General features: G+C 65.0%; 15 protein-coding genes. All 15 read right to left on the bottom strand.

Going from position 1 to position 21,415, the window contains the following annotated elements; all coding sequences use genetic code 11:
- Positions 1-119 precede the first annotated feature (119 nt).
- Positions 120-2,210 (bottom strand): NAD-dependent DNA ligase LigA, encoded by a 2,091-nt coding sequence (ligA, locus tag AC0L3K_RS31750; protein WP_157158651.1) that lies wholly within the window; start codon positions 2,208-2,210, stop codon positions 120-122.
- 247 nt (positions 2,211-2,457) lie between these two features.
- Complete coding sequence (recN, locus tag AC0L3K_RS31745; protein ID WP_007600870.1) at positions 2,458-4,128, bottom strand: DNA repair protein RecN; 1,671 nt, start codon at positions 4,126-4,128, stop codon at positions 2,458-2,460.
- 13 nt (positions 4,129-4,141) lie between these two features.
- Complete coding sequence (locus AC0L3K_RS31740; RefSeq protein ID WP_007600868.1) at positions 4,142-5,047, bottom strand: outer membrane protein assembly factor BamD; 906 nt, start codon at positions 5,045-5,047, stop codon at positions 4,142-4,144.
- Between the two features lie 298 nt (positions 5,048-5,345).
- On the bottom strand, positions 5,346-6,308 hold the full coding sequence (gene lpxC, locus AC0L3K_RS31735; RefSeq protein ID WP_007600866.1) for a UDP-3-O-acyl-N-acetylglucosamine deacetylase: 963 nt from the start codon (positions 6,306-6,308) through the stop codon (positions 5,346-5,348).
- Positions 6,309-6,669: 361 nt separating this feature from the next.
- Positions 6,670-8,475 carry a cell division protein FtsZ gene (gene ftsZ, locus AC0L3K_RS31730; RefSeq protein WP_007600865.1) on the bottom strand — a complete coding sequence of 602 codons (1,806 nt, stop codon included), beginning with the start codon at positions 8,473-8,475 and terminating at the stop codon, positions 6,670-6,672.
- A gap of 87 nt (positions 8,476-8,562) precedes the next feature.
- Entirely contained in the window at positions 8,563-9,885 is a 1,323-nt protein-coding gene (gene ftsA / locus AC0L3K_RS31725; protein ID WP_473367518.1) for a cell division protein FtsA, read from the bottom strand.
- Entirely contained in the window at positions 9,882-10,922 is a 1,041-nt protein-coding gene (locus tag AC0L3K_RS31720; RefSeq protein WP_473253847.1) for a cell division protein FtsQ/DivIB, read from the bottom strand. The genes ftsA and AC0L3K_RS31720 overlap by 4 nt, the downstream gene beginning before the upstream one ends.
- A 350-nt stretch (positions 10,923-11,272) precedes the next feature.
- On the bottom strand, positions 11,273-12,259 hold the full coding sequence (locus AC0L3K_RS31715) for a D-alanine--D-alanine ligase family protein (RefSeq protein WP_473253846.1): 987 nt from the start codon (positions 12,257-12,259) through the stop codon (positions 11,273-11,275).
- 110 nt (positions 12,260-12,369) lie between these two features.
- Complete coding sequence (gene murB, locus AC0L3K_RS31710) at positions 12,370-13,290, bottom strand: UDP-N-acetylmuramate dehydrogenase (protein ID WP_473367517.1); 921 nt, start codon at positions 13,288-13,290, stop codon at positions 12,370-12,372.
- A 4-nt stretch (positions 13,291-13,294) separates the two neighbouring features.
- Positions 13,295-14,698: a UDP-N-acetylmuramate--L-alanine ligase gene (murC, locus tag AC0L3K_RS31705; RefSeq protein ID WP_473253844.1), complete on the bottom strand. Its 1,404-nt coding sequence runs from the start codon at positions 14,696-14,698 to the stop codon at positions 13,295-13,297.
- A 122-nt stretch (positions 14,699-14,820) separates the two neighbouring features.
- On the bottom strand, positions 14,821-15,921 hold the full coding sequence (murG, locus tag AC0L3K_RS31700) for an undecaprenyldiphospho-muramoylpentapeptide beta-N-acetylglucosaminyltransferase (RefSeq protein WP_473253843.1): 1,101 nt from the start codon (positions 15,919-15,921) through the stop codon (positions 14,821-14,823).
- A gap of 169 nt (positions 15,922-16,090) precedes the next feature.
- Positions 16,091-17,242 (bottom strand): putative lipid II flippase FtsW, encoded by a 1,152-nt coding sequence (ftsW, locus tag AC0L3K_RS31695; protein ID WP_018454238.1) that lies wholly within the window; start codon positions 17,240-17,242, stop codon positions 16,091-16,093.
- A gap of 237 nt (positions 17,243-17,479) precedes the next feature.
- The gene (gene murD, locus AC0L3K_RS31690; protein WP_473253842.1) at positions 17,480-18,880 is read right to left on the bottom strand and encodes a UDP-N-acetylmuramoyl-L-alanine--D-glutamate ligase; all 1,401 of its coding nucleotides are present in this window, start codon (positions 18,878-18,880) and stop codon (positions 17,480-17,482) included.
- Positions 18,881-18,998: 118 nt separating this feature from the next.
- Positions 18,999-20,102, bottom strand: coding sequence for a phospho-N-acetylmuramoyl-pentapeptide-transferase (gene mraY, locus AC0L3K_RS31685; RefSeq protein ID WP_473367516.1), 1,104 nt, complete (start codon positions 20,100-20,102; stop codon positions 18,999-19,001).
- Between the two features lie 164 nt (positions 20,103-20,266).
- A partial coding sequence (locus AC0L3K_RS31680; RefSeq protein ID WP_473367515.1) for a UDP-N-acetylmuramoyl-tripeptide--D-alanyl-D-alanine ligase occupies positions 20,267-21,415 on the bottom strand: 1,149 nt, incomplete at its 5' end.

Raw genomic sequence — 21,415 nt, 5'->3', positions numbered from 1 at the left:
AACGTCGCTGCCGTTTCGTCATCTGACACCTCTTGCTGTCTAAGCTATAGGTGTCCACCGATTTAGGGGAGGCTCAATTCTGGATTGCTTCGCTTCGCTCGCAATGACGAAAGAAGCCCTCATTCCCCGATCAGCGCCAACCACTCGTCCTCGGTCAGCACCTTGACGCCATGCTCGCGTGCCTTGGTGAGCTTGGAGCCGGCGTCCTCGCCCGCGACGACGTAGTCGGTCTTCTTCGAGACCGAGCCCGCGACCTTGGCGCCAAGACGCTCGGCCATTGCCTTGGCTTCGTCGCGGGTGAACTTGGTCAGCGACCCCGTGAACACGACCGTCTTGTCCGAGACCGGCGAGCTCTTGCGCGGCTGTTCGGCGGGCTTCACCTCGATCTCGCCAAGCAATTCGCCGAGCGCCTTGACGTTACGGGGTTCGGCGAAGAACTCGACCACCGCATCGGCCACGATTTTGCCAATTCCGCCGATGTTGTTGAGGTCCTGATACGCCTCCGTATTGTTCTCTTCCTTGCCAAGGCCTGTCGCGGCGGCCAGCATCGCACCGCGGAAATTTTCGATCGTGGCGTAGTGCCGGGCCAATAGCTTGGCGTTGCCCTCGCCGACGTGGCGAATACCGAGAGCGAAGATCAGTCTATGCAACTCGATATTGCGTCGGGCGTCGATCGCGTCGAACAAGTTGCGTACCGACGTCTCGCCGTAGCCTTCACGTTCCATCAACTTCTTAACCGACCGCTTGTCGCGTTCCCGGAGCGTAAAGATGTCGACCGGCGACATCACAATGCCCTCCTGATAAAATTCCTGGATCTGCTTCTCGCCAAGCCCGTCGATATCGAATGCGAGGCGCGAGACGAAATGCTTGAGCCGCTCCACCGCCTGCGCCGGGCAGATCAGCGCGCCGGTGCAGCGGCGCACCGCCTCGCCCTCTTCGCGGACGGCATGGCTGCCACACACCGGACAGGTCTCTGGAAATTTGTAAGGTTTGGCGCTCTTCGGCCGCTTGTCCATGACTACGCCGACGACCTGAGGGATGACATCGCCGGCGCGCTGGACAACAACGGTATCGCCGACGCGGAGATCGACGCCATCGCGAAGCGGGTTACCGTCGTTGCCAATCCCCTTTATGTAATCCTCGTTGTGCAGCGTAGCATTCGAAACGACGACGCCACCGACCGTCACCGGCTCGAGCCGAGCGACCGGCGTCATCGCGCCGGTGCGGCCGACCTGGATATCAATACCATTGAGAGCCGTCGTCGCCTGCTCGGCCGCGAACTTGTGGGCGATCGCCCAGCGCGGGCTACGAGAGACGAAACCGAGCCGGTCCTGCCAGTCAAGCCGATCGACCTTATAGACCACACCGTCGATATCATAGCCAAGCGAGGCGCGGTCCTCGCCGATCTTGCTGTAGAACTTTAGGACGTCGTCGACGCTCTTGCACACTCGGGTCAGCGGATTGACCACGAATCCTGCCTTGTCCATCCACTCCAGCATGCCATGCTGCGTCTCCGCCGGCCGTTCGCTCATCTCGCCCCAAGTGTAGGCAAAGAACTTCAATGGCCGCGATGCCGTGACCGAGACGTCCTTCTGGCGCAACGAACCTGCCGCCGAATTGCGCGGATTGGCAAAGACCGTATCGTCAGCGGCGGCCTGCTTCTTGTTCAGCTCGATAAAATCCTTCTTGAGTATATAGACCTCGCCGCGCAGTTCGCAGGCCGCGGGGATGTGTCGGCCCTTCAGCGTGTGCGGAACGTCCTTGATGGTGCGGACATTCTCGGTCACGTCCTCGCCGGTGAATCCATCGCCACGGGTCGCGGCACGAACCAGTTCGCCGTCTTGGTAGCGCAGCGACAGTGACAGTCCGTCGATCTTGGGCTCGGCGACTAGCGCCGGAATCTCATCGTCATCGAGCTTGAGGAAACGCCGGACGCGGCCGACGAATTCCGTCACATCCTCGTCGCTGAAGGCATTGCTGAGCGAGAGCATGGGCACGACATGCTGCACCTTCGCAAAGCGCCCAGAGGGCTTCGCTCCAACGACCTTTATTCGATCGAAGTATTCCTTCCATCGCTTCTGTTGCTTCCATGTACTGATAAGCAGCTTCTCTAGGACATCGTAATCTGCGTCCAGCAGGATCGGCTTGTCCAAGTTATAGTAGGCGTGCTTCGCCCTCTCGATCTCCTCAGTGTAAGCCCGCAGCATCATCGAAGTTTCTTTTTCGAAGGCTTTTGGCAGACTTATGAGTGCCTTCCGTTTCTCGTCTGCATCCAACTCATGCAGTCTTTGATGAAAGGCAAAGACTTCATGTAAGTGCTCGTCTTCAAAAGAATTAAGAATGGCGACCAATTGAGCTTTTCGAAGATGCGGATCAACGAGAAGCCAATCGTCGGCAATGTAATTTAGCGCGATGGCTTTATTATAGTTGCTTCGCTTTTGTGCCATGAGAGTCGTACTAGCTCGCCGCCTTGAGCAGCCGGTCCGCGGCAGCCCTCGCCTCGGCGGTGATCTCGGCGCCGGCGAGCATCCGCGCGATCTCCTCGCGGCGGTGGTCGGCGGCGAGCGCATTGACGCGGGTGGCGACGCGCTTGCCCTTGTCCAGCGCGTCCTTGGAGATCAGCAGATGCTGGTCGGCACGGGCGGCGACCTGCGGGGCGTGCGTCACGGCCATCACCTGGACCTTGCCGGCGAGCCGCGCCAGCCGTCCGCCGATCGCGTCCGCGACCGCGCCGCCGACGCCGGTGTCGATCTCGTCGAACACCAAAGTCGGCGCCGAGCCGCGGTCGGACAGCACGACCTTCAGCGCCAGCAGGAAACGCGACAGCTCGCCGCCGGAGGCGACCTTCATCATCGGCCCTGGCTTGGTGCCCGGGTTGGTCTGCACCCAGAACTCGACGCGGTCGAACCCTTGCGGCCCTGGAGCTGCCTCGTCGGTCTGGACCTGGGTCATGAACTTGGCGCGTTCGAGCTTGAGCGGCGCGAGCTCGGCATTGACCGCCTTGTTGAGCTTCTCCGCGGATTTCTGCCGCGCCATCGACAGCTTCTTGGCCGCCGCCGCATAGCGCGCATCGGCCTCGATCGCGGCCTGGTCCAGCTTCTTCAGCCGTGAGGCGCCGGCATCGATCAGAACGACATCGGCGGCATATCTGGCGGCAAGCGCGGCGAGCCCGTCGACCGGCGTCGAATATTTGCGCGAGGCGGCGCGCAACGCGAACAGGCGCTCCTCGATGCGTTCGAGCTCTGAGGGATCGAAATCGGTCGCGGCAAGCGCCGCCTGCAGATGCTGGTCGGCTTCCTCCAGCGCGTTGATCGCGATGTCGATCGCCCTCACCGCGGGCTCGACCAGCGCCGGCGCGTTGACGCCGCGGCGCTCCAGCCGGCGCACGGCGGCCGAGAGCGAGGCGACCGGCGAATGGTGGCCGCCGACCGCCTCCTGCGCCTCGCGCAGGTCGGAGGCGATCTTCTCGCCCTGCATCATGGTGGTCCGACGGGACGCCAGCGAGGTCTCCTCGCCATCCCTGGGCGCGAGCTGCTTCAATTCGTCGGAGGCGTGACGGAGGTAATCGGCTTCGCGCGCAGCGCGCTCCATGCCGGCGCGATGCTCCTCCAGCGCGGTGTTGGCGGTGCGGCGGGCGTCCCAGAGCGCCTCGACCGCCGAGACATCCTTTTCGAGACCGGCGAAGGCGTCGAGCAGGCGGCGGTGGGTGGCGGCATCGACCAGCGCGCGCTCGTCGTGCTGGCCGTGGATCTCGACCAGGGCAGCACCGACCGCCTTCAGCGTCTGCACGCTGATCGCCTGGTCGTTGATGAAGGCGCGGGTGCGGCCGTCGGCGAGCTGGACCCGGCGGAGAATCATCTCGCCGGTATCCTCCAGCCCGTTCTCCGCGAGGATCTTCGCTGCAGGGTGATTCTTGGGGATATCGAACACGGCAGTAACCTGCCCCTGCTCCGCGCCGTGGCGCACGAGGCCGGCATCGCCGCGGCCGCCGAGCGCCAACGCAAAGGCATCGAGCAGGATGGATTTGCCCGCACCGGTCTCGCCGGTCAAAACCGCGAGGCCGGTTGCGAATTCGATATCGAGCCGTTCGATCAGGACGATGTCACGGATCGACAGACGCGCCAGCATGGAACTCTATTTCCTAGCCGAGACCCATTTTCTTGAAGGTCTTGCTAATCCAGGACCCCTGATTCTCGCTCGGTTCGAGACCGCCTGATTTTACAAGATTATAGGCGTCCTTGTACCAGCGACTGTCAGGAAAATTGTGCCCGAGCACGGCGGCAGCCGTCTGGGCCTCGCCGACGATGCCGATCGCCATATAGGCCTCGGTCAGGCGGTACAGCGCCTCCTCGACATGGCGGGTGGTCTGGTACTGCGTCACCACGGCCTTGTAGCGGTTGATCGCCGCCGTGTAGTCGCGCTTCTGCGCGTAATAGCGGCCGACGTTCATTTCCTTGCCGGCGAGCTGGTCGCGCGCACCTTCGATCTTGGCCTTGGCCGAGGTCGCATATTCGGAGGTCGGATATTTGCGCACCACCTCTTCCAGCGAGGCGATCGCCTTCTCGGTGCGGGTCTGGTCGCGGCTGATGTCCGGAATCTGGTCGTAATGCGAGGCGGCAATCAGATATTGCGCGTAGGCCGCATCCGGGCTGCCGGGATGCAGCGTGACGTAGCGGGTGGCGGCGCCGATGCAACTGTCATAATCGCCGCCCTGGTAGGACGCGTAGGCCGACATCAACAACGATTTGCGGGCCCAGTCGGAATAAGGATGCTGGCGGTCGACCTCTTCGAACTTTTTGTTCGCCGCCTTCATGTCCTTCTTCTCGTTCATGAGGTACAGGCCCTCATTGTAGATCTTGTCAGCGGGCTCCTCGACGAAGGTGTCGTCCTTGGCGGTGAACTTGTCCCAAAGCGCGCCGGTGCCGCAGCCGGCCAGCGGCAGCGCGAGCACGAAGAGGGCGACAACCTGAAGCAGCCCGCGGACTCGAGACGAGACTTCTCGAGACGGAACTTGACGATATCCGCGCGTCATACGCTGTGCCGACATGAGTATTGCCCTGACGCCCTGTGGTGCGGTGTCCGCCAGCCCATGAACCCCGTCCTGGGCGCGAAATATAGCCGTGGTGCCTGCCGTGCGACCACGCCGGTGTAACCGAAAAACGATCTTCAACCAACCCGGATAGGCAGGCATTCCGCCCGGATTAAGGCGAACGCGCCGCAATCCTAGCCGATCATCGTTACCAGGAGTTTCCCGGGGAAAGCCGCCGCCAAACGCCTGTGGCGACGGGTCTGTTCAGGACCCGTCTCTCTTTTAGGAAACGTTCGCTTCAGGATCCGTCTCTCTTTTAGGAAACGTCTGGCCCGTAGACCGCGGCGACCCGGCCACCGACGATGCCGCGACCGGTTTCGGCCACCGGACGCGTGGTGCGGCGGGCTGCTTCGCCCTCGACCACCCGCCAGGCGGTGCGGTCGGCGAGCAGCGCGGTCAGGACGGCGTGATTGAGCTTGTGGCCGCCACGAACCGAGCGGTAGGCGCCGAGCAGCGGCAGACCCGCCAGAGCAAGGTCACCAATCACGTCCAGCACCTTGTGGCGGGCGCATTCGTCGGCGTAGCGCAGGCCTTCGGTGTTGAGCAGCCGCTCCTCGTCGAACACGACGGTATTGTCGAAGGAGGCGCCGAGCGCATAGCCGGCGCTCCAGAGCCGCGCAACGTCGCACATCAGACCGAAAGTCCGGGCCCGGCCGACTTCGCGGCGGAAACGCTCCGGGTTGAGGTCGAAGGCGTAGCTCTGCTGGCCGATGACAGGATTCGTGAAGTTAATCTCGACCTCGGCGCGGAACCCGTCGGCATAGGGCCGGATCTCGCCGAAGGAGTCGCCGATCTTGACCGAGATCGGCTTCAAAACCTGAACGAAGCGGCGCTGTGCCGGCTGGGTCACGATGCCGGCCTGGTCGATCGCCGCAACGAAGGCCGCGGCGCTGCCGTCCATGATCGGCACTTCCGGCCCGTCGATCTCGATGATTGCGTTGTCGACGCCCATGCCCCGCAGTGCAGCAAGCACATGCTCGGCGGTGGAAACCAGCGGACCGTCGCGATCACCGAGGACGGTGGCGAAATCGGTCGCGATCACCTGCTCGGCGGTGGCCTGAACTTCGCGGTCGCTTCCCTCAAGCCCGGTGCGGATAAAAACAAAGCCCGCGTCGACAGGCGCGGGTCCAAGCGTGAGCGTGACGGGAAGACCGGAATGAACGCCGACGCCTGCCACACTGGCTTGCGCACGAAGCGTTGTTTGCCGGCTAAATTTCATCAGGAACCGCCCCACTACGACCACCGCGACTTATACTGAACCCGACTGAGCGGCTGAGACCGCTCGCTTCCGAATCCGTATCCCCAAGTCACGGCAAACCATAGTCACTGCCTCAAACAGCGCCAACTCACGCTTTTTTACCGATTGTTACCCCAAACCCGCCGTATTAGCGCCAAGGCTTAACCAAATTGGACCGGAGTTCGGGACCGTTTTCGGTAGTTTTACTGAACCATCGAATATGTAATTAATTATTTAAAATCAGTTGCTTGGCTACGCAATCCGGGTATGCACGGGGCAAAAGAAAAGGTCCCGGCAAGCTTCCCGCCGGGACCTTTTTTCGTCTGCCTTATTGTAACAATCCTCAGGTCGCCTGCCGTCGCAGGAAGGCCGGGATATCAAGATGGTCGTCTCCCTGTGGCGCCGGGGCAACAGGCGCGGGACGGCCGTGCATGTCCAGGCCCTGCGGCGCGGGACGACGGGCATACTCGGACACCGGCTCGGCGGAAGCGATTTGCTGCGCCACGGTCTTCTGGGGGCGGCGATCGGGCAACGGCGGCATCGCGGGACCGGCGGTGCGGGCCGCGATCGGCGCTTCGCTCTCCTCGTCACGACGGCCGAGGCCGACATTGGCGAGGCGCTGCAGCAGCGACAGCCGGGTCTTCTGCGGGGTCTCTTCCTCGACCTCGCCGCGGGCCTGGCGAAGCTCAGCCTGGGCCGGCATCGGAAGTTCCTCGATCCGCGGCATCCGCGGTGTGCGGACCGGCGCACGCTCGGCCTGCGGCGGGATGAAGGTTTCCGGCGTCATGGGCTCATGCATGGCCATCGGCGCCTGCTCGGGCTCCGGGAACAGCGTGGGCTTCTGCGCGATCGGCCGCACGGTGACGTCGCCATAGGTCTGCATCGGCGCGGGAGCCTGCGGTACGTCGGCAACGGCGGCGGCGATGGCGGCAAGCGCAGCGCGCTCTACGTTCGGACGCGGAGCCGTGGGAGCGGCGGCAAACTGACCCGTTCCGGCGGCCGGGGTCTGCGCTTCGAACTTCTGGGCGCGCTCGGCCATGCGCTGATTGTCGGCGCGCAGCCGTGCGGTCAGATCGGCAAGACGGCTCTCGGCAGCCGCGGCCGGAGCAGCGGGAGCCTGCTGCGCCTGCGGAGCAGGATTCGCGACGGGAGCGCTGGTGGCCTGGCTGTTGCGCGCGATCGCGGCCTGTTCGATGCCGGTCGCGACGACCGAGACGCGGATCAGGCCGTCGAGGGCTTCGTCGAAGGTGGCGCCGACGATGATGTTGGCGTCCTGGTCGACTTCCTCGCGGATGCGGGTCGCAGCTTCGTCGACCTCGAACAAAGTGAGATCCTTGCCGCCGGTGATGGAGATCAGGAGGCCCTTGGCGCCCTTCATCGAGCTATCGTCGATCAGCGGGTTGGCGATCGCGGCTTCGGCGGCGGTCAGCGCGCGCTTGTCGCCGGAGGCTTCGCCCGTGCCCATCATCGCCTTGCCCATCTCGCGCATGACGGCGCGGACGTCGGCGAAGTCGAGATTGATCAGGCCTTCCTTCACCATGAGGTCGGTGATGCAGGCAACGCCCGAATAGAGCACCTGGTCGGCCATCGCGAAGGCGTCGGCGAAGGTGGTCTTCTCGTTGGCGACCCGGAACAGGTTCTGGTTCGGGATGATCAGCAGCGTATCGACGACCTTGTGCAGCTCGTTGATGCCCGCTTCCGCGGTGCGCATGCGGCGGCCGCCCTCGAAGTGGAAGGGCTTGGTCACGACGCCGACGGTGAGGATGCCCATCTCGCGCGCGATCTTGGCGATCACGGGAGCCGCACCGGTGCCGGTGCCGCCGCCCATGCCGGCGGTGACGAACACCATGTTGGCGCCCGAGAGATGGTCGCGGAGCTCGTCCATCACCTCTTCGGCTGCGGCCGCGCCGACGACCGGCTGCGAACCTGCGCCCAACCCTTGCGTGGCCGCCGTGCCCATCTGCACGATGCGCTGCGCCTTCGACATCGTCAGCGCCTGCGCGTCGGTGTTGGCGACCACGAAGTCGACGCCCTGGAGGCCCGCCGTGATCATATTGTTGACGGCGTTACCACCGGCGCCGCCGACGCCGAACACGGTGATGCGGGGCTTCAGTTCGTGAATATCAGGAACATTGATGCTGATGGTCATGTTTGCCTCTCGATCACGCGCGCGTGGGTTCGCCCCGGCCGGCGGCCGCGGGAGTTGGTGAAAATCGAATATTGCGGGAAGGAGTCATCAGAAGCCCTCGCGTAGCCATCGTCCGACCTTTCCGAAATACCCGCCGGTCCCCGTCCTGACCTGCTGCCGCGTATGCCGCGGTTCGACATGTTCGTGGTGAACATATTGCGGGTAGACGAGCAGTCCGGCCGGCACCGCGAAGGCGGCGTTCTTCGCCTCGCTGGGCAGCCGGCCGAAACCGAGCGGACGTCCGACCCGCACGGGCCGGCCGAGAATCTGCGTTCCGAGCTCAACGAGACCGGTGAGCTGCGAGGCCCCGCCTGAGAGCACGACGCGGCCGTTGGGCTCCGAGGCGAAGGGCGAATCCTTCAGCTTGTCCCGAACCATTTCGAAGACTTCCTCGGCACGATGCTTGACGATGTTGGCGATGGTAGCGCGGGAGACGATCTGCGGCAGATCCTGCTCGTCACCGGCTGTCGGTACAGACATCAGCTCACGCGAGTCCGATCCGCCGGTGATGACGGTCCCGTATAACGTCTTGATTCGCTCGGCATCGGCAATGGTCGCGGAGAGTCCGCGCGCCAGATCCATCGTGATGTGTTGCCCGCCGACCGCAAAACCCGCGGCATGCACGAAGCGGCCGCCGGAAAAGACCGCGATCGTGGTGGTGCCCGCGCCCATCTCGACGACGGCAGCGCCGAGGTCGGCCTCGTCGTCGGTCAGCACCGACAAGCCTGCCACATAGGGACTTGCCGCCATGGCTTCGACGTTGATGTGGCAGCGTTCCACCGCCAGCATCAGGTTCCGCGCCACCGTGGCGTCGCAAGTGACGACATTCATGTCGATGCCGAACTGATGCGCGACCATCCCGCGGGGATCGCGGATGCCCTTGACGCCGTCGAGCGTGTAGCCGATCGGCAGCGCGTGCAGCACGGTGCGGCCTTCGCCGGTGGCGTGGCGCATGCCGGTGGAGGTGACCCGGCTGACATCGGCCGGCGTCACGGCGCCGCCGCGGATGTCGGCCGCAGCTTCGACCAGCTGACCGGAGAGCCGGCCGCCGGACACCGACAGCAGCACGGACTCGACCCGCACCTTGGCCATTTTCTCCGCAAGCCCGACGGCCTGTCGCACCGCCTGCTCGCATTCGCCGAGATCGATCACGGCGCCGGCCTTCATGCCGCGGGACTGGATCTGGCTGTAGCCGATCAGCTCCACCGCATGGGTCCGGTCGCGCAGGGCTTCGCTCGGCGCCGACGGCTTCAGCCGCGCGATCATGCAGGCGATTTTGCTGGTGCCGATGTCGAGGCAGGCGACGAGGCCGCCGCGCTTGTGCGGCATCGGGCGCGTCTTCGGTGTCTGGGTGCGATCAAGACCGGTCATGCAGCGTCCCCGGCCTTTTTCTTCTTCTTGTCCTTGAACAAATCGTCGCGCGCCTTGGCGGCGTCCTCGGACAGCTGCACCACCAGCCGATCGGGCAGGCGCAGGTCGACCGCGACGATGTCGCGGGAGAACAGCTTGTCCTCCTTGTCGAGCCTGGACAGCATCGCAAGCGCGTTGCCGACGTCTTGTTCGGGCAGGCGGATGTCCAGGCCGTCCTTGAGCCTCAGGTTCCAGCGCCGCTCCCCGACGAAGATCGCGGCCTTGGTGATGGAATTGACCTGCGGATAGCGCGCCAGCAAAGCGAGGAAATCGCGAGCCTGCGTCTCGGCACCCTTGCCGACCACGAGCGGCAGCGACAGGAAGCGGCGCGAGACATAGGGTTCGAGCACGGCGCCGTCATCGGCGATGACGGAGAGCCGGCCGGCCTCCTGCCACAGTGCGAACGCCTTGCGCTCGGTGAGCTCGATCATGAGCTGGCCGGGATACAGCTTCAGCACGGTCGCATCCGCGATCCAGGGATTGGCCTTGAGCTTGTCGCGCACGGCGTCGGCGTCGAGGAACAGCAGCGAGGATCGGCCGCTGACGCCGCCGATCGCAAGGATCTCGTCCTGGCTGAGCTGCTTGCGGCCGTTGATCACGACGGAGGTGATGCGGAAGCCGGCGGAATTGGCCAGCGCGTTACGGGTGTCGTTGACCGCCGTGATGAAATCCTGGAGATGGCCGCCTTTGACGATACCGAAGCCGCAGCTTCCGATCAGGAGCAGCACCGTCATGCTGATCCCGACCCGGCGCGGCAGATAGCGCTCGACCAGCGCGACCAACCGCGGCGGAGGCTCGCGTTCGATGACGGCTTTGGCCCGGGCTTTGGCTTTAATCTTTTCCTCGGCTGCAGCACGCGCGCCGTGAACTCGTTCCAGACGCTTGTCCTGCACCCACTCGCGCAGAAGCACGACCGCTCCGATAGCGGCCGCCTTCAGGTCAGCTTGGGGCCTCAGCGATCTGAAAAGCGACCGAGTGAGGCTTCCTGCTCCATCCATTGCACGAGCTCGTCAACAGTTTGCCCGCGACATCGCGCGGGTCCTGGCGAACATGACGTCTCGGACTTGCCGGGCCGGGTGCTGGTCTTCAGCAGAAGAAAACCTCTCCCCTTCAGAGCGTTCGCTGGGGGTGACAACACCCGCAACGGTCCACGCGCCGGCAGCCAAAGCGTCATATGCGCCGCCAGCGTTAACCTTCGGACGTCCTGGTAAACAAAAGGTAAAGTTCGTTAACGACGTGAGCTTTTTGCCGAGGCCTGTGAGGCATTTATGCCGCAATATCCGGCATTTTACCGGTTTTGGGTTCCAAAACCGCCCGTTTCGCCAGTTTGGCCGTTAACCAGTCCTAATTATTTTCGCACACCGGCCACGGCGAGCTCGACCAGGCCGCGCAGGAAGTCGACGAACTCGATCCCCTCGGCCTTCAGCGCCTTGGGGTAGAGCGAGGACTTGGTCAGGCCGGGTAGCGTGTTGGTTTCGAGATAGACCAGCCCCTTGTCCGAGACGATGAAGTCCGAACGGGAATAGCCGGAACAGGACATCGCCCGGTGCGCCAGCATCGCCTGCTGCTTCAGCGCGGCGGTGATTTCGGGTGCGAAGCGGCCGGGACAGATCTCCTGGGTCGACTTCAAAAGATATTTTGCCGCGTAGTCGAAACTGCCCTCGCCCGGAATGATCTCGATCGGCGGCAGCGAGATGATCGAGCCATCCGGCCGCTCCAGCACGCCGCAGGTCGCCTCGACGCCAGCGATGTAGGGCTCGATCACGTACTCTTCGTGCTTGGCGGCATTGCGGACGGCGACGAGATCCTGCCTGGCGTTAACGAAGATCAGGCCGTAGCTCGAGCCATCCCTGGCGGGCTTTGCGATCAGCCGGCCGTATTCGGCGAAGGCCTCGTCGATCTGGTCCAGCGCAATGTTGGCCGGCGGCGACACGCCGCCGAGCGCGGCGAAATGTTTGGCCGCGAACTTGTCGAACGCGAGATGCGAGGAGGCCGAGCCCGATCCGGTGAACGGCACGCCGCGCGCCTCGCACATCACCTGCAATTCGCCGTTCTCGGCGCGCCCGCCGTGCAGGCCGAGCACCAGCACGCGGTTCTCCGCCCTGGCCTGGTCGAGCGCCTGCTGCAACGGAATGCCTGACGTGCCCGGCTTGAACTCGTCCTCGAATGGGCGGGCATGTTCGAGCAGCTGTCTGGACTGCACGACATGCACCTTGTCCTCCACATCCCACCACCAGAGATCGGCCTCGGGCAGCGCCTGATGCAGCGCCTGGGCTGAGGCGACCGAAACCAGACGTTCGCGATTGGAGCCGCCGAAAAGGATGGTGATGCGCATGTTCTTTGGTCCGTCACCTGTCTGTGTTCGTCATTCCGGGGGCGATGCGAAGCATCGAACCCGGAATCTCGAGATTCCGGGCTCTCGCTTCGCGAGCCCCGGAATGACACTCACGCGGGAATTCCGATCCGCTTGATTTCCCAGTGTAGCTCAATTCCGGAATTTGCCTTCACCCGTTCACGCACGGTCTCGCCCAGCGTCTCGATGTCGTGCGCGGTGGCGTCACCCGTGTTGATCAGGAAATTGCAATGCATCTCGGAGACCTCGGCACCGCCGACGCGCAGGCCGCGGCAGCCGGCAGCATCGACCAGCTTCCAGGCGGAATCGCCGGGCGGATTCTTGAAGGTCGAGCCGCCGGTCTTTTCGCGGATCGGCTGCGCGGTCTCGCGATGGGTTTGCACTTCCGCCATGCGCGCGCGGATCGCCTCGGCATCCCTGATCTCACCGCGGAAACGCGCGGAGGTGAAGATGATCGAGGGATCGACGCCGCTGTTGCGGTAGACGAACTTCATGTCGGCATTGGAGAAGACGTGCTTCGCGCCGTCGCGCCCGACGCCTCGGGCCTCGATCAACACGTCCCTGGTCTCGCCGCCATTGGCGCCCGCATTCATGCGCAACGCGCCGCCGATCGTGCCGGGAATGCCGAAATAGAATTCGAGCCCGCCGATATTGGCGGACGCGGCGACTTCCGCCACGCGCTTGTCGAGCGCGGCCGCGCCCGCGGTGACGACATCGCCGCTCGCGCTCGCCTCGCCGAAGGCGCGCGGCGCCAGACGGACCACCACGCCAGCCATGCCGCCGTCGCGCACGATCAGGTTGGAGCCGACGCCGACGACATAGACGGGAATGTCGCTTGCGAGATGCGCGAGGAAGTAGGCGAGATCGTCCTCGTCCGCCGGCGTGAACAGCACCTGCGCCGGACCGCCGACGCGAAACCAGGTGAGCTCGGCCAGCGACTGGTTCGCCAGCAGCCGACCGCGAAGATCGGGCATCGCGGCTTTGAGGTCGGGTGTGATGTCGGGGAAGCCCACTGCCCTACCCCAGCGCCTTCAATTCGCCGGGCAGCGCATATGCCCATTGCGTGATGTTGCCGGCGCCAAGGCACACGACGAGATCGCCCGACTTCGCCACGCCCTTGACGATGCCAGCGAGATCGGACGCCGTCGACAGCGGGATGACCTCGCGGTGGCCGTGGGCGCGCAGGCCCGCGGCGAAATGGTCGCGGTCGATGCCCTCGATCGGCGTCTCGCCTGCTGCGTAGACCTCGGCGACGATCACCGCATCGGCGTCGTTGAAGCAGGTGCAGAATTCCTCGAACAGCGACTGCAGACGGGTATAGCGATGCGGCTGCACGACGGCGACGATCTTGCCGTTGGTGGATTCCCGCGCCGCCTTCAGCACCGCCGCGATCTCGACCGGATGATGGCCGTAATCGTCGATGACGGTGACGCCGTTCCATTCTCCGGTCTTGGTGAAGCGGCGCTTGACGCCGCCGAAGCCGGCGATCGCCTTGCGGATTGCCTCGTCCGACACGCCGAGCTCGCGCGCGACCGCAATCGCGGCCGTCGCGTTGGAGGCATTGTGGCGTCCCGGCATCGGCAGCATGAGATTGGAGATCTCGTGCACGGCGCCCGTCTTGCGATCGCGGAAGGCAACCTTGAACTTCGATCCGCCGCCCATCGGGGTGAGGTCGACGAAGCGCACATCGGCCTGCGGATTCTCGCCATAGGTGATGATGCGCCGATCCTCGATCTTGCCGACGAGAGTCTGCACTACGGGATGATCGATGCACATCACGGCAAAGCCGTAGAATGGCAGGTTCTCGACGAAATGGCGGAATGCGTCCTGCACCGCCTCGAAGGTCTTGAAGTGATCGAGATGCTCGGGATCGACATTGGTGACGATCGCGACCTCGGTCGGCAGCTTCAGGAACGTGCCGTCGCTCTCGTCGGCTTCGACTACCATCCAGTCGCCCGCACCGAGACGCGCGTTGGAGCCGTAGGCGTTGATGATGCCCCCGTTGATCACGGTGGGATCGAGGCCGCCGGCGTCGAGCAGCGTCGCGACCATCGTGGTCGTGGTGGTCTTGCCGTGGGTGCCGGCGATGGCAACGCAGCTCTTCAGCCGCATCAGCTCGGCCAGCATCTCGGCGCGGCGCACCACAGGGATACGCCGTTCGCGCGCCGCGGTCAGTTCCGGATTGTCGCGCTTGATCGCGGTGGAGACCACGACGACCTCGGCGCCGTCGACGTTCTCCGCCTTGTGGCCGACCGAGACCCTCGCGCCGTTCTTGCGCAGGCGGTCAAGATTGTAATTGTCGGAGGCGTCGGACCCCTGCACGGAATAGCCGAGATTGAGCAGCACTTCGGCGATGCCGCTCATGCCGATCCCGCCGATCCCGACGAAGTGGATGGGTCCGATCTCGCGCGGCAGTCTCATGCTCTATTCCCTGACCTCGCCGCCGGAGAAGGCGGCATCTGGCGAAGGTCACGGCAAATCAGCCGCGCGCCTTTCCTACTGGATGCCCCGCTTTAGAAGGCGAAGACAAGGGCTTTTTCGCGTCAGATTCCCGCGATTTTGGCCACCAGATCGGCCAGCCGCTCAGCCGCATCGAGCCGGCCGGCGCCGCGGGCGGCCTGCGCCATGGCGGCAAGGCGCGCGGGCTCGGCGGCGAAGGCGGAGATCTCGGCGGCGAGGCGATCGGAGGAAAACTCGGTCTGCGGAATGCGGATCGCACCGTCGACTTTGGCCAGCACGCCGGCATTGGCGAACTGGTCCTGGTCGATTGCGCCCGGTAGCGGCACCAGGATCGAGGGCCGCCCGATCGCGGCGAGTTCGGCCACGGTGCCCGCGCCTGAGCGCGACACCACCAGATGGTTGGAGGCCAGCCGTGCCGGTAGATCGGTGAAAAACGGCGCAAGCTCGGCCTTGATCTTCAGCCTGTCGTAGACCGCACGCACGCGCGCCATGTCCTCGTCACGCACCTGCTGGGTGAGGACGAGCCGGCCCCACAGTTCGGGCTCGAGGCGCTCGATCGCGCCCGGCACGATGTCGGCCATGATGCGCGCGCCCTGGCTGCCGCCGACGACGAGCAGCCGCAGCGGGCCGTTCACTTCAGGCGCAGCGTATGGCACGCCAGCTGCGGCGAGAATCGCCGGACGCATCGGCGTGCCGACCGTCGTGGTCTTGCCTGATAGCGCCGGATCGCGATCGAGCACGCCAGGCAATGAAGTGGCGATGGCGCGGACGCGGCTCGACAGGAACCGGTTGGCGCGGCCGAGCACCGCATTGGCGTCATGGATGATGCCGGGCACGCCCGCGAATTTTGCCGCGACCAGCGGCGGCAGCGTCGGATAGCCACCGAAGCCGACGACAGCGACCGGCTTCAATCGCTTGATCAAGCTGTAGGCGGACAGCGTGCCGGCCGCGAGCGTCAGGCCGGCATAGGCGAGCTGCAGCGGATTGCGTCCACGCGCAGTCTCGCTCGAGACGACGTCGATCATGTCCTTGGTGAACAGCCCACTGTAGCGCAGCGCGCGCTCGTCGGTGACGAGGCGGACACGGAATCCGCGCCGGATCAGCTCGACGCTGAGCGCCTCGGCCGGAAACAGATGGCCGCCGGTGCCGCCCGCGGCGAGAAGAATCAGGGGGGAGGTGTCCATGGAGAGGAGTTTTACAGGGACTTTCCCGCCATTGCGAGCCGGTGCTCGTGCCCCGGGCGCAGCGCAGCGCGCCGCCCTTCGCGGCGTGGTGCGCTGCTGAACCGGGGCCCATGGCTGCGGCATTCTGGGTCCCGGATCTGCGCTTCGCTTGTCAGGGACACGAGAGCAATCACGCGTAGCTGCGCATCGCCTCGGCGTGGCCGCTTGCCTCGACCTCGGTGCGCGGGCGCAGCCGCGTCAGCGCCAGCATCATGCCGACACCATAGGCCAGCGACACGATCGAGGAGCCGCCATAGGAGATGAAGGGCAGCGTCATGCCCTTGGCGGGGATGAGCTGGAGATTGACCGACATGTTGATCGCGGCCTGCACGCCGAACAGGATCGCAAGCCCCGAGGCCGCGAAGCGCGAGAACATGTCTTCGTTGGCATAGGCGCGCGACAGCGTGCGGATGACGACGAAAGCAAACAGTGCCAGCATTGCGAGGCACAGGATGATGCCGAACTCTTCGGCGGCAACCGCGAACACGAAGTCGGTGTGGCTGTCCGGCAGGCTGCGCTTGGCGATGCCCTCGCCCGGCCCGAGCCCGAACCAGCCGCCGTTGTAGAAGGCTTCCATCGCGGTATCGACCTGAAAGGTGTCGCCCGAGGCCGGATTCATGAAGCGCTTGATGCGGCCGGCGACGTGAGGAACAAAAAGGTAGGCGCTGAACAGTCCGGCGGCGCCGAGGCCGGCGAGCCCGAACACCCAGATCATCCGCATGCCCGCGATGAAGAACAGCGAGCCCCACACCATCAAGATCAGCATGGTCTGGCCGAAATCCGGTTCCATCACCAGAAGCGAAACCAGCATCAAGAGCAGCACCAGCGCCATCGAGGTTGCCGGCATTTCTGGCCGCCTGGTGGATTCCGCGAACAGCCAGGCGGCCATGACGACGAACGACGGTTTTGCGATTTCGGAGGCCTGGATGTTGAGGCCAAGCAGCGTGATCCAGCGCCGCGAGCCCTTTACTTCGGGGCCGATCGCGAGCGTCAGCACGATCAGGACGATGCTGACCGCGAAGATGATCAGCGCGCTGCGGCGGATCGCGCGCGGCGACAGGAAGGAGACCCCGAGCAGCACGATGCAGGACGGCACCAGGAACAGCACGTGGCGGCTGAAGAAGTGGAAGGGATCGAGCCCGATGCGGGTCGCAACGGGCGGGCTCGCCGCCAGCGACAGGATCACACCGGTCAGCATCAGCGCCAGGATGGCACCCATCAGCGGCTTGTCGACGGTCCACCACCACTCGGAAAAGGGGGTGCGTTCTTCACGGGAGAGCATGGCGGCCGCTTTCGGACAGAGGTCGGTCCATTGGTCGCCGAGGTTGGTTACCGCAGGGTTAAGGAAACGCGGATGACTGGAGATGATCTCAGCCGTCGCCGCAAAACACCTGTCATGCCCCGGCTTGACCGGGGCATCCAGTACGCCGCAGCCCCTCGGCTCAAGCGCCGCCTCTGGAATACTGGGTCGCCCGGTCAAGCCGGACGACGACAGCGGAGCAAGAACCAGCAGCGCGCCTCACACCACCGGCTTCACACCCGGCAGCGCCTGCGCCAGATCGCGGAACCTGGTGCCGCGGATCTCGAAATTGCGGTACTGGTCGAAGGAGGCGCAGGCGGGCGACAGCAGAACGACCGAGTCGGTGATGCCTGACGCCTCCGCGTCGCGTGCGGCTTGCTCGACGGCGACGTCGAGCGTCTGGCTGATCTCGTGCGGCACCTGCGTGCCGAGCGTGCCGGAAAATTCCTGCGCGGCCTCGCCGATCAGATAGGCTTTTCGGATGCGCGGGAAGTAGCCGGTGAGGCCAGTGATTCCGCCGGCCTTCGGCTTGCCGCCCGCGATCCAGAAGATGTCCGAAAAGGACGACAGCGCGTGCGCGGTGGCGTCTGCATTGGTGCCCTTGGAGTCGTTGACGAACAGCACGTTGCCGCGGCGGCCGACCTGCTCCATGCGATGTGCAAGGCCCGGAAAGCTGCGCAGGCCGTTCTGCAAGACATCGAGGCTGATGCCCATCGCGAGCGCGGCGGCGGCCGCACACGCCGCGTTCTGAGCATTGTGCAGACCGCGCAGAGAACCGATGCCGCCGAGCTTGGCGACTTCGCTGCGGGCACCACCGGAGGTCCGCACGATATTGCCATGCTCGACATGGATGCCGCTGGCCAGCGGATTCCTGACCGAGATACGCACGACGTTCTTGCCGGTGCGATCGAGCCGGTCGGCGATATCGCGGCAAAAACCGTCGTCGACGCCGACGATCGCGGTGCCGCCGGCCTGCACACCGGCAACGAGGCGTTCCTTCACCGCAGCGTAATGCGCGATGGTGCCGTGGCGATCGATGTGGTCCTCGCTGACATTGAGCAGAATGCCGACGGAGGGATCGAGCGAGGGCGTGAGGTCGATCTGGTAGGACGACATCTCGATGACGTGGACGCGGCCCATGCCCGGCGGCTCCAGCGACAGGATCGCGGTGCCGATATTGCCGCCCATCTGGGTGTCATAGCCGGCCACTTTGGTCAGGTGCGCGATCAAAGCCGTCGTGGTCGATTTACCATTGGTGCCGGTGATGGCGACGAACGGCGCATCCGGCGCGTGGCGGCGCCGCTCGCGGCAGAACAACTCGATGTCGCCGATCACCTCGATAGCGGCCTCGCGCGCCTTCAGCACGCTCCAATGCGGCACCGGGTGGGTCAGCGGCACGCCGGGCGCGAGCACAAGTGCGGCGAAATTCGCCCAGGAGACGTTGCGCAGATCAGCCGTGATGAAGCCCGCTTGCGCGGCCTTGGCGACGTTCTCGGCGCTGTCGTCGGCGGCGATCACCTCGGCGCCTCCCGCCTTCAACGCGTGGCAGGACGCGAGCCCCGAGCCGCCGAGGCCGAACACCGCGACCGTCTTGCCGGCAAAGGACGTGACGGGGATCATGATTGGGCCCCTGTCATTCCGGGGCGACGCGTTAGCGTCGAACCCGGAATCTCGAGATTCCGGGTTCTCGCTTCGCGAGCCCCGGAATGACAGCAAAATTGAAACACGGCGACCATCATCACCGCAGCTTCAGCGTCGACAAGCCGGCGAGCGCCAGCATCACCGAGATGATCCAGAACCGGATCACGATCTGCGGCTCGGTCCAGCCGAGCTGCTCGAAATGGTGATGGATCGGCGCCATCCGGAAGATGCGTTTTCCCGTCATCTTGAACGACACCACCTGCACGATGACGGAGACCGCCTCCAGCACGAACAGGCCGCCGATCACCGCGAGCACGATCTCGTGCTTCACCGCGACCGCGATCGCACCGAGCATGCCGCCGAGCGCGAGCGAGCCGGTATCGCCCATGAAGATCGAGGCCGGCGGCGCGTTGAACCAGAGGAAGCCGAGGCCCGCGCCCAGCAGCGCGCCGCAGAGCACGGCGAGCTCGCCGGTGCCCGCGACATATTTGATCTGGAGATAGTCGGCGAACACCGCGTTGCCGGCGAGATAGGCGATCATCGCAAAGCTCGCCGCCGCGATCATCACGGGCACAATGGCAAGGCCGTCGAGACCGTCGGTCAGGTTCACCGCGTTGCCGGCGCCGACGATGACGAAGGCACCGAACACGACGAAGAACCAGCCGAAATGCAGCACGGTGTCCTTCAGGAACGGAATCGTCAGCGCGGTCGACGCGGGATCGCGGTTCAGCCGTACCAGCGCGTAGCAGGCAACCAGCGCGATCGCCGCCTCGATCAGCAGGCGAAGCTTGCTGCCGAAGCCGGTCGTGGTCTGCTTGGTCACCTTGAGATAATCGTCATAGAAGCCGACGAAGCCGAAACCGAGCGTCACCGCCAGTACGATCCAGACGTAAGGGTTGAGCGGATTGGCCCACAGCACCGTGCCGACCGTGAGGCCGGACAGGATCATCAGCCCACCCATGGTGGGCGTGCCTTTTTTGGCGAGATGCGATTGCGGACCATCGGCCCGGATCGGCTGCCCCTTGCCTTGCCGGATGCGCAGATGGTCGATGATCCAGGGGCCGAACAGGAACACGAACAGCGCGCCGGTGACGACGGCGCCGCCGGTGCGGAAGGTGATGTAGCGGAAGACGTTCAGGAAGGTGCGAACGGCACCGAAGCCCGGAAATGTATTGGAGAGCTCGATCAGCCAGTAAAACATTCAGACGGTCCTATGGCGCCTTTGCACGCGCCTTGATCTTGGCCTTGTCAACCTGCCTCACGCGCATTCGCTGGTCTTCATCATGGGGTCGGGCGACCTCTAAAGAAAACGAACGGCTTCGCGCCGGAAAGAGTGGGATTCCGAAACAGCGCCTTCCAAGCAGTTTACGCCCTTGCCTGCAAGGCGGCCACTAGGCCCGGCACAAACTTGTTGACCCAGAACATCTTCTTGCTGCCCTTGACAACCACGACATCGCCTGCCCTCAGCAGATTTGCGACCTCGCCCGGCTTCAGCGTGACGGGGTCGTCATGCCAGCCGAGGCCCTTGCCGGCTGGAAGCACCTCGAACAGGTGACGCATCAGCGGCCCCACGCAATAGACGCCGTCGATGCCGTCGAGATGCCTGGCGAGGTCGGTGTGGTAGGCCGGCGCACCGTCGCCCAGCTCCAGCATGTCGCCGAGCACGGCAATGCGGCGGCCGCCGGTCGTGTTGCGCGCCTGCAAGCTTTGCAGCGCGGCAGCCACGCTGGCCGGATTGCCGTTGAAGCTGTCGTCGATCACGGTGACGCCACCGACTGCCTGCTCGACGCCACGGCCGGTCATGATGCCGACCCGGTCGAGCTTGATCGCAAGCGTCGCCGCATCGAGGTTGGCCGCACGGATCGAAGCGAGCGCGGCGAGCGCATTCTGGACTCGGTGCGGCGCGCCCGGCGTCAGGCTGAACGCGATCTCTTTCTTGCCCAGCGCGGCCACGACCTGCCAGCTGTCGCCATGCGGCGCGTGCGCGACCTCGTGCACCTCGGCTTTCTCGCCGAAGCGTATGACCTTGCCCTTCCAGTCCGGCGCCTTGATCCCGGCGGGCAGCACCAGCACGCCTTCCGCGGGCAGGCCGAGTGCAATCGACACCTTCTCGCGGCGGATGGCTTCGAGCGAGCCGAGCTTCTCCAGATGCACCGGCTGGACGTTGACGACGAGCGCGACCGTCGGACGCGTCAGTTCGCTGAGCCGCGCGATCTCGCCGGCCTGGTTCATGCCCATCTCGACGACCCAGAGACTGGCATCGGGCCGCGCATTGCACAGCGTCAGCGGCACGCCCCAGAAATTGTTGAAGCTCGACGGGCTGGCATAGGCATTGGGGTAGGCCGCGAGGAATTCCTTGGTGCTGGTCTTGCCCGCGCTGCCGGTGAGCCCGATCACCGGCCCGTTGAAGCGGGGGGGGGGGGGGGGGGGGGGGGCCCCCCCGCCCCCCGCCCCCCCGGGGGGGGGGGCGGGGGGGGGGGGGGGGGGGGGGGGGCGCGCGGGGGGGGCGGGGGG

The organism is Bradyrhizobium sp. MI1.10, assembly GCF_055811035.1.
The sequence above is the reverse complement of the archived record's forward strand: the minus strand, read 5'-3'. Positions and strand labels throughout refer to the sequence as shown.

Excerpts from the sequence above, each read along its gene's own strand:
- ligA (WP_157158651.1), bottom strand. The coding sequence starts at position 2,210 with ATGATGCTGCGGGCTTACACTGAGGAGATCGAGAGGGCGAAGCACGCC.
- recN (WP_007600870.1), bottom strand. The coding sequence starts at position 4,128 with ATGCTGGCGCGTCTGTCGATCCGTGACATCGTCCTGATCGAACGGCTC.
- AC0L3K_RS31740 (WP_007600868.1), bottom strand. The coding sequence starts at position 5,047 with ATGTCGGCACAGCGTATGACGCGCGGATATCGTCAAGTTCCGTCTCGA.
- lpxC (WP_007600866.1), bottom strand. The coding sequence starts at position 6,308 with ATGAAATTTAGCCGGCAAACAACGCTTCGTGCGCAAGCCAGTGTGGCA.
- ftsZ (WP_007600865.1), bottom strand. The coding sequence starts at position 8,475 with ATGACCATCAGCATCAATGTTCCTGATATTCACGAACTGAAGCCCCGC.
- ftsA (WP_473367518.1), bottom strand. The coding sequence starts at position 9,885 with ATGACCGGTCTTGATCGCACCCAGACACCGAAGACGCGCCCGATGCCG.
- AC0L3K_RS31720 (WP_473253847.1), bottom strand. The coding sequence starts at position 10,922 with ATGGATGGAGCAGGAAGCCTCACTCGGTCGCTTTTCAGATCGCTGAGG.
- AC0L3K_RS31715 (WP_473253846.1), bottom strand. The coding sequence starts at position 12,259 with ATGCGCATCACCATCCTTTTCGGCGGCTCCAATCGCGAACGTCTGGTT.
- murC (WP_473253844.1), bottom strand. The coding sequence starts at position 14,698 with ATGAGACTGCCGCGCGAGATCGGACCCATCCACTTCGTCGGGATCGGC.
- murG (WP_473253843.1), bottom strand. The coding sequence starts at position 15,921 with ATGGACACCTCCCCCCTGATTCTTCTCGCCGCGGGCGGCACCGGCGGC.
- ftsW (WP_018454238.1), bottom strand. The coding sequence starts at position 17,242 with ATGCTCTCCCGTGAAGAACGCACCCCCTTTTCCGAGTGGTGGTGGACC.
- murD (WP_473253842.1), bottom strand. The coding sequence starts at position 18,880 with ATGATCCCCGTCACGTCCTTTGCCGGCAAGACGGTCGCGGTGTTCGGC.
- mraY (WP_473367516.1), bottom strand. The coding sequence starts at position 20,102 with ATGTTTTACTGGCTGATCGAGCTCTCCAATACATTTCCGGGCTTCGGT.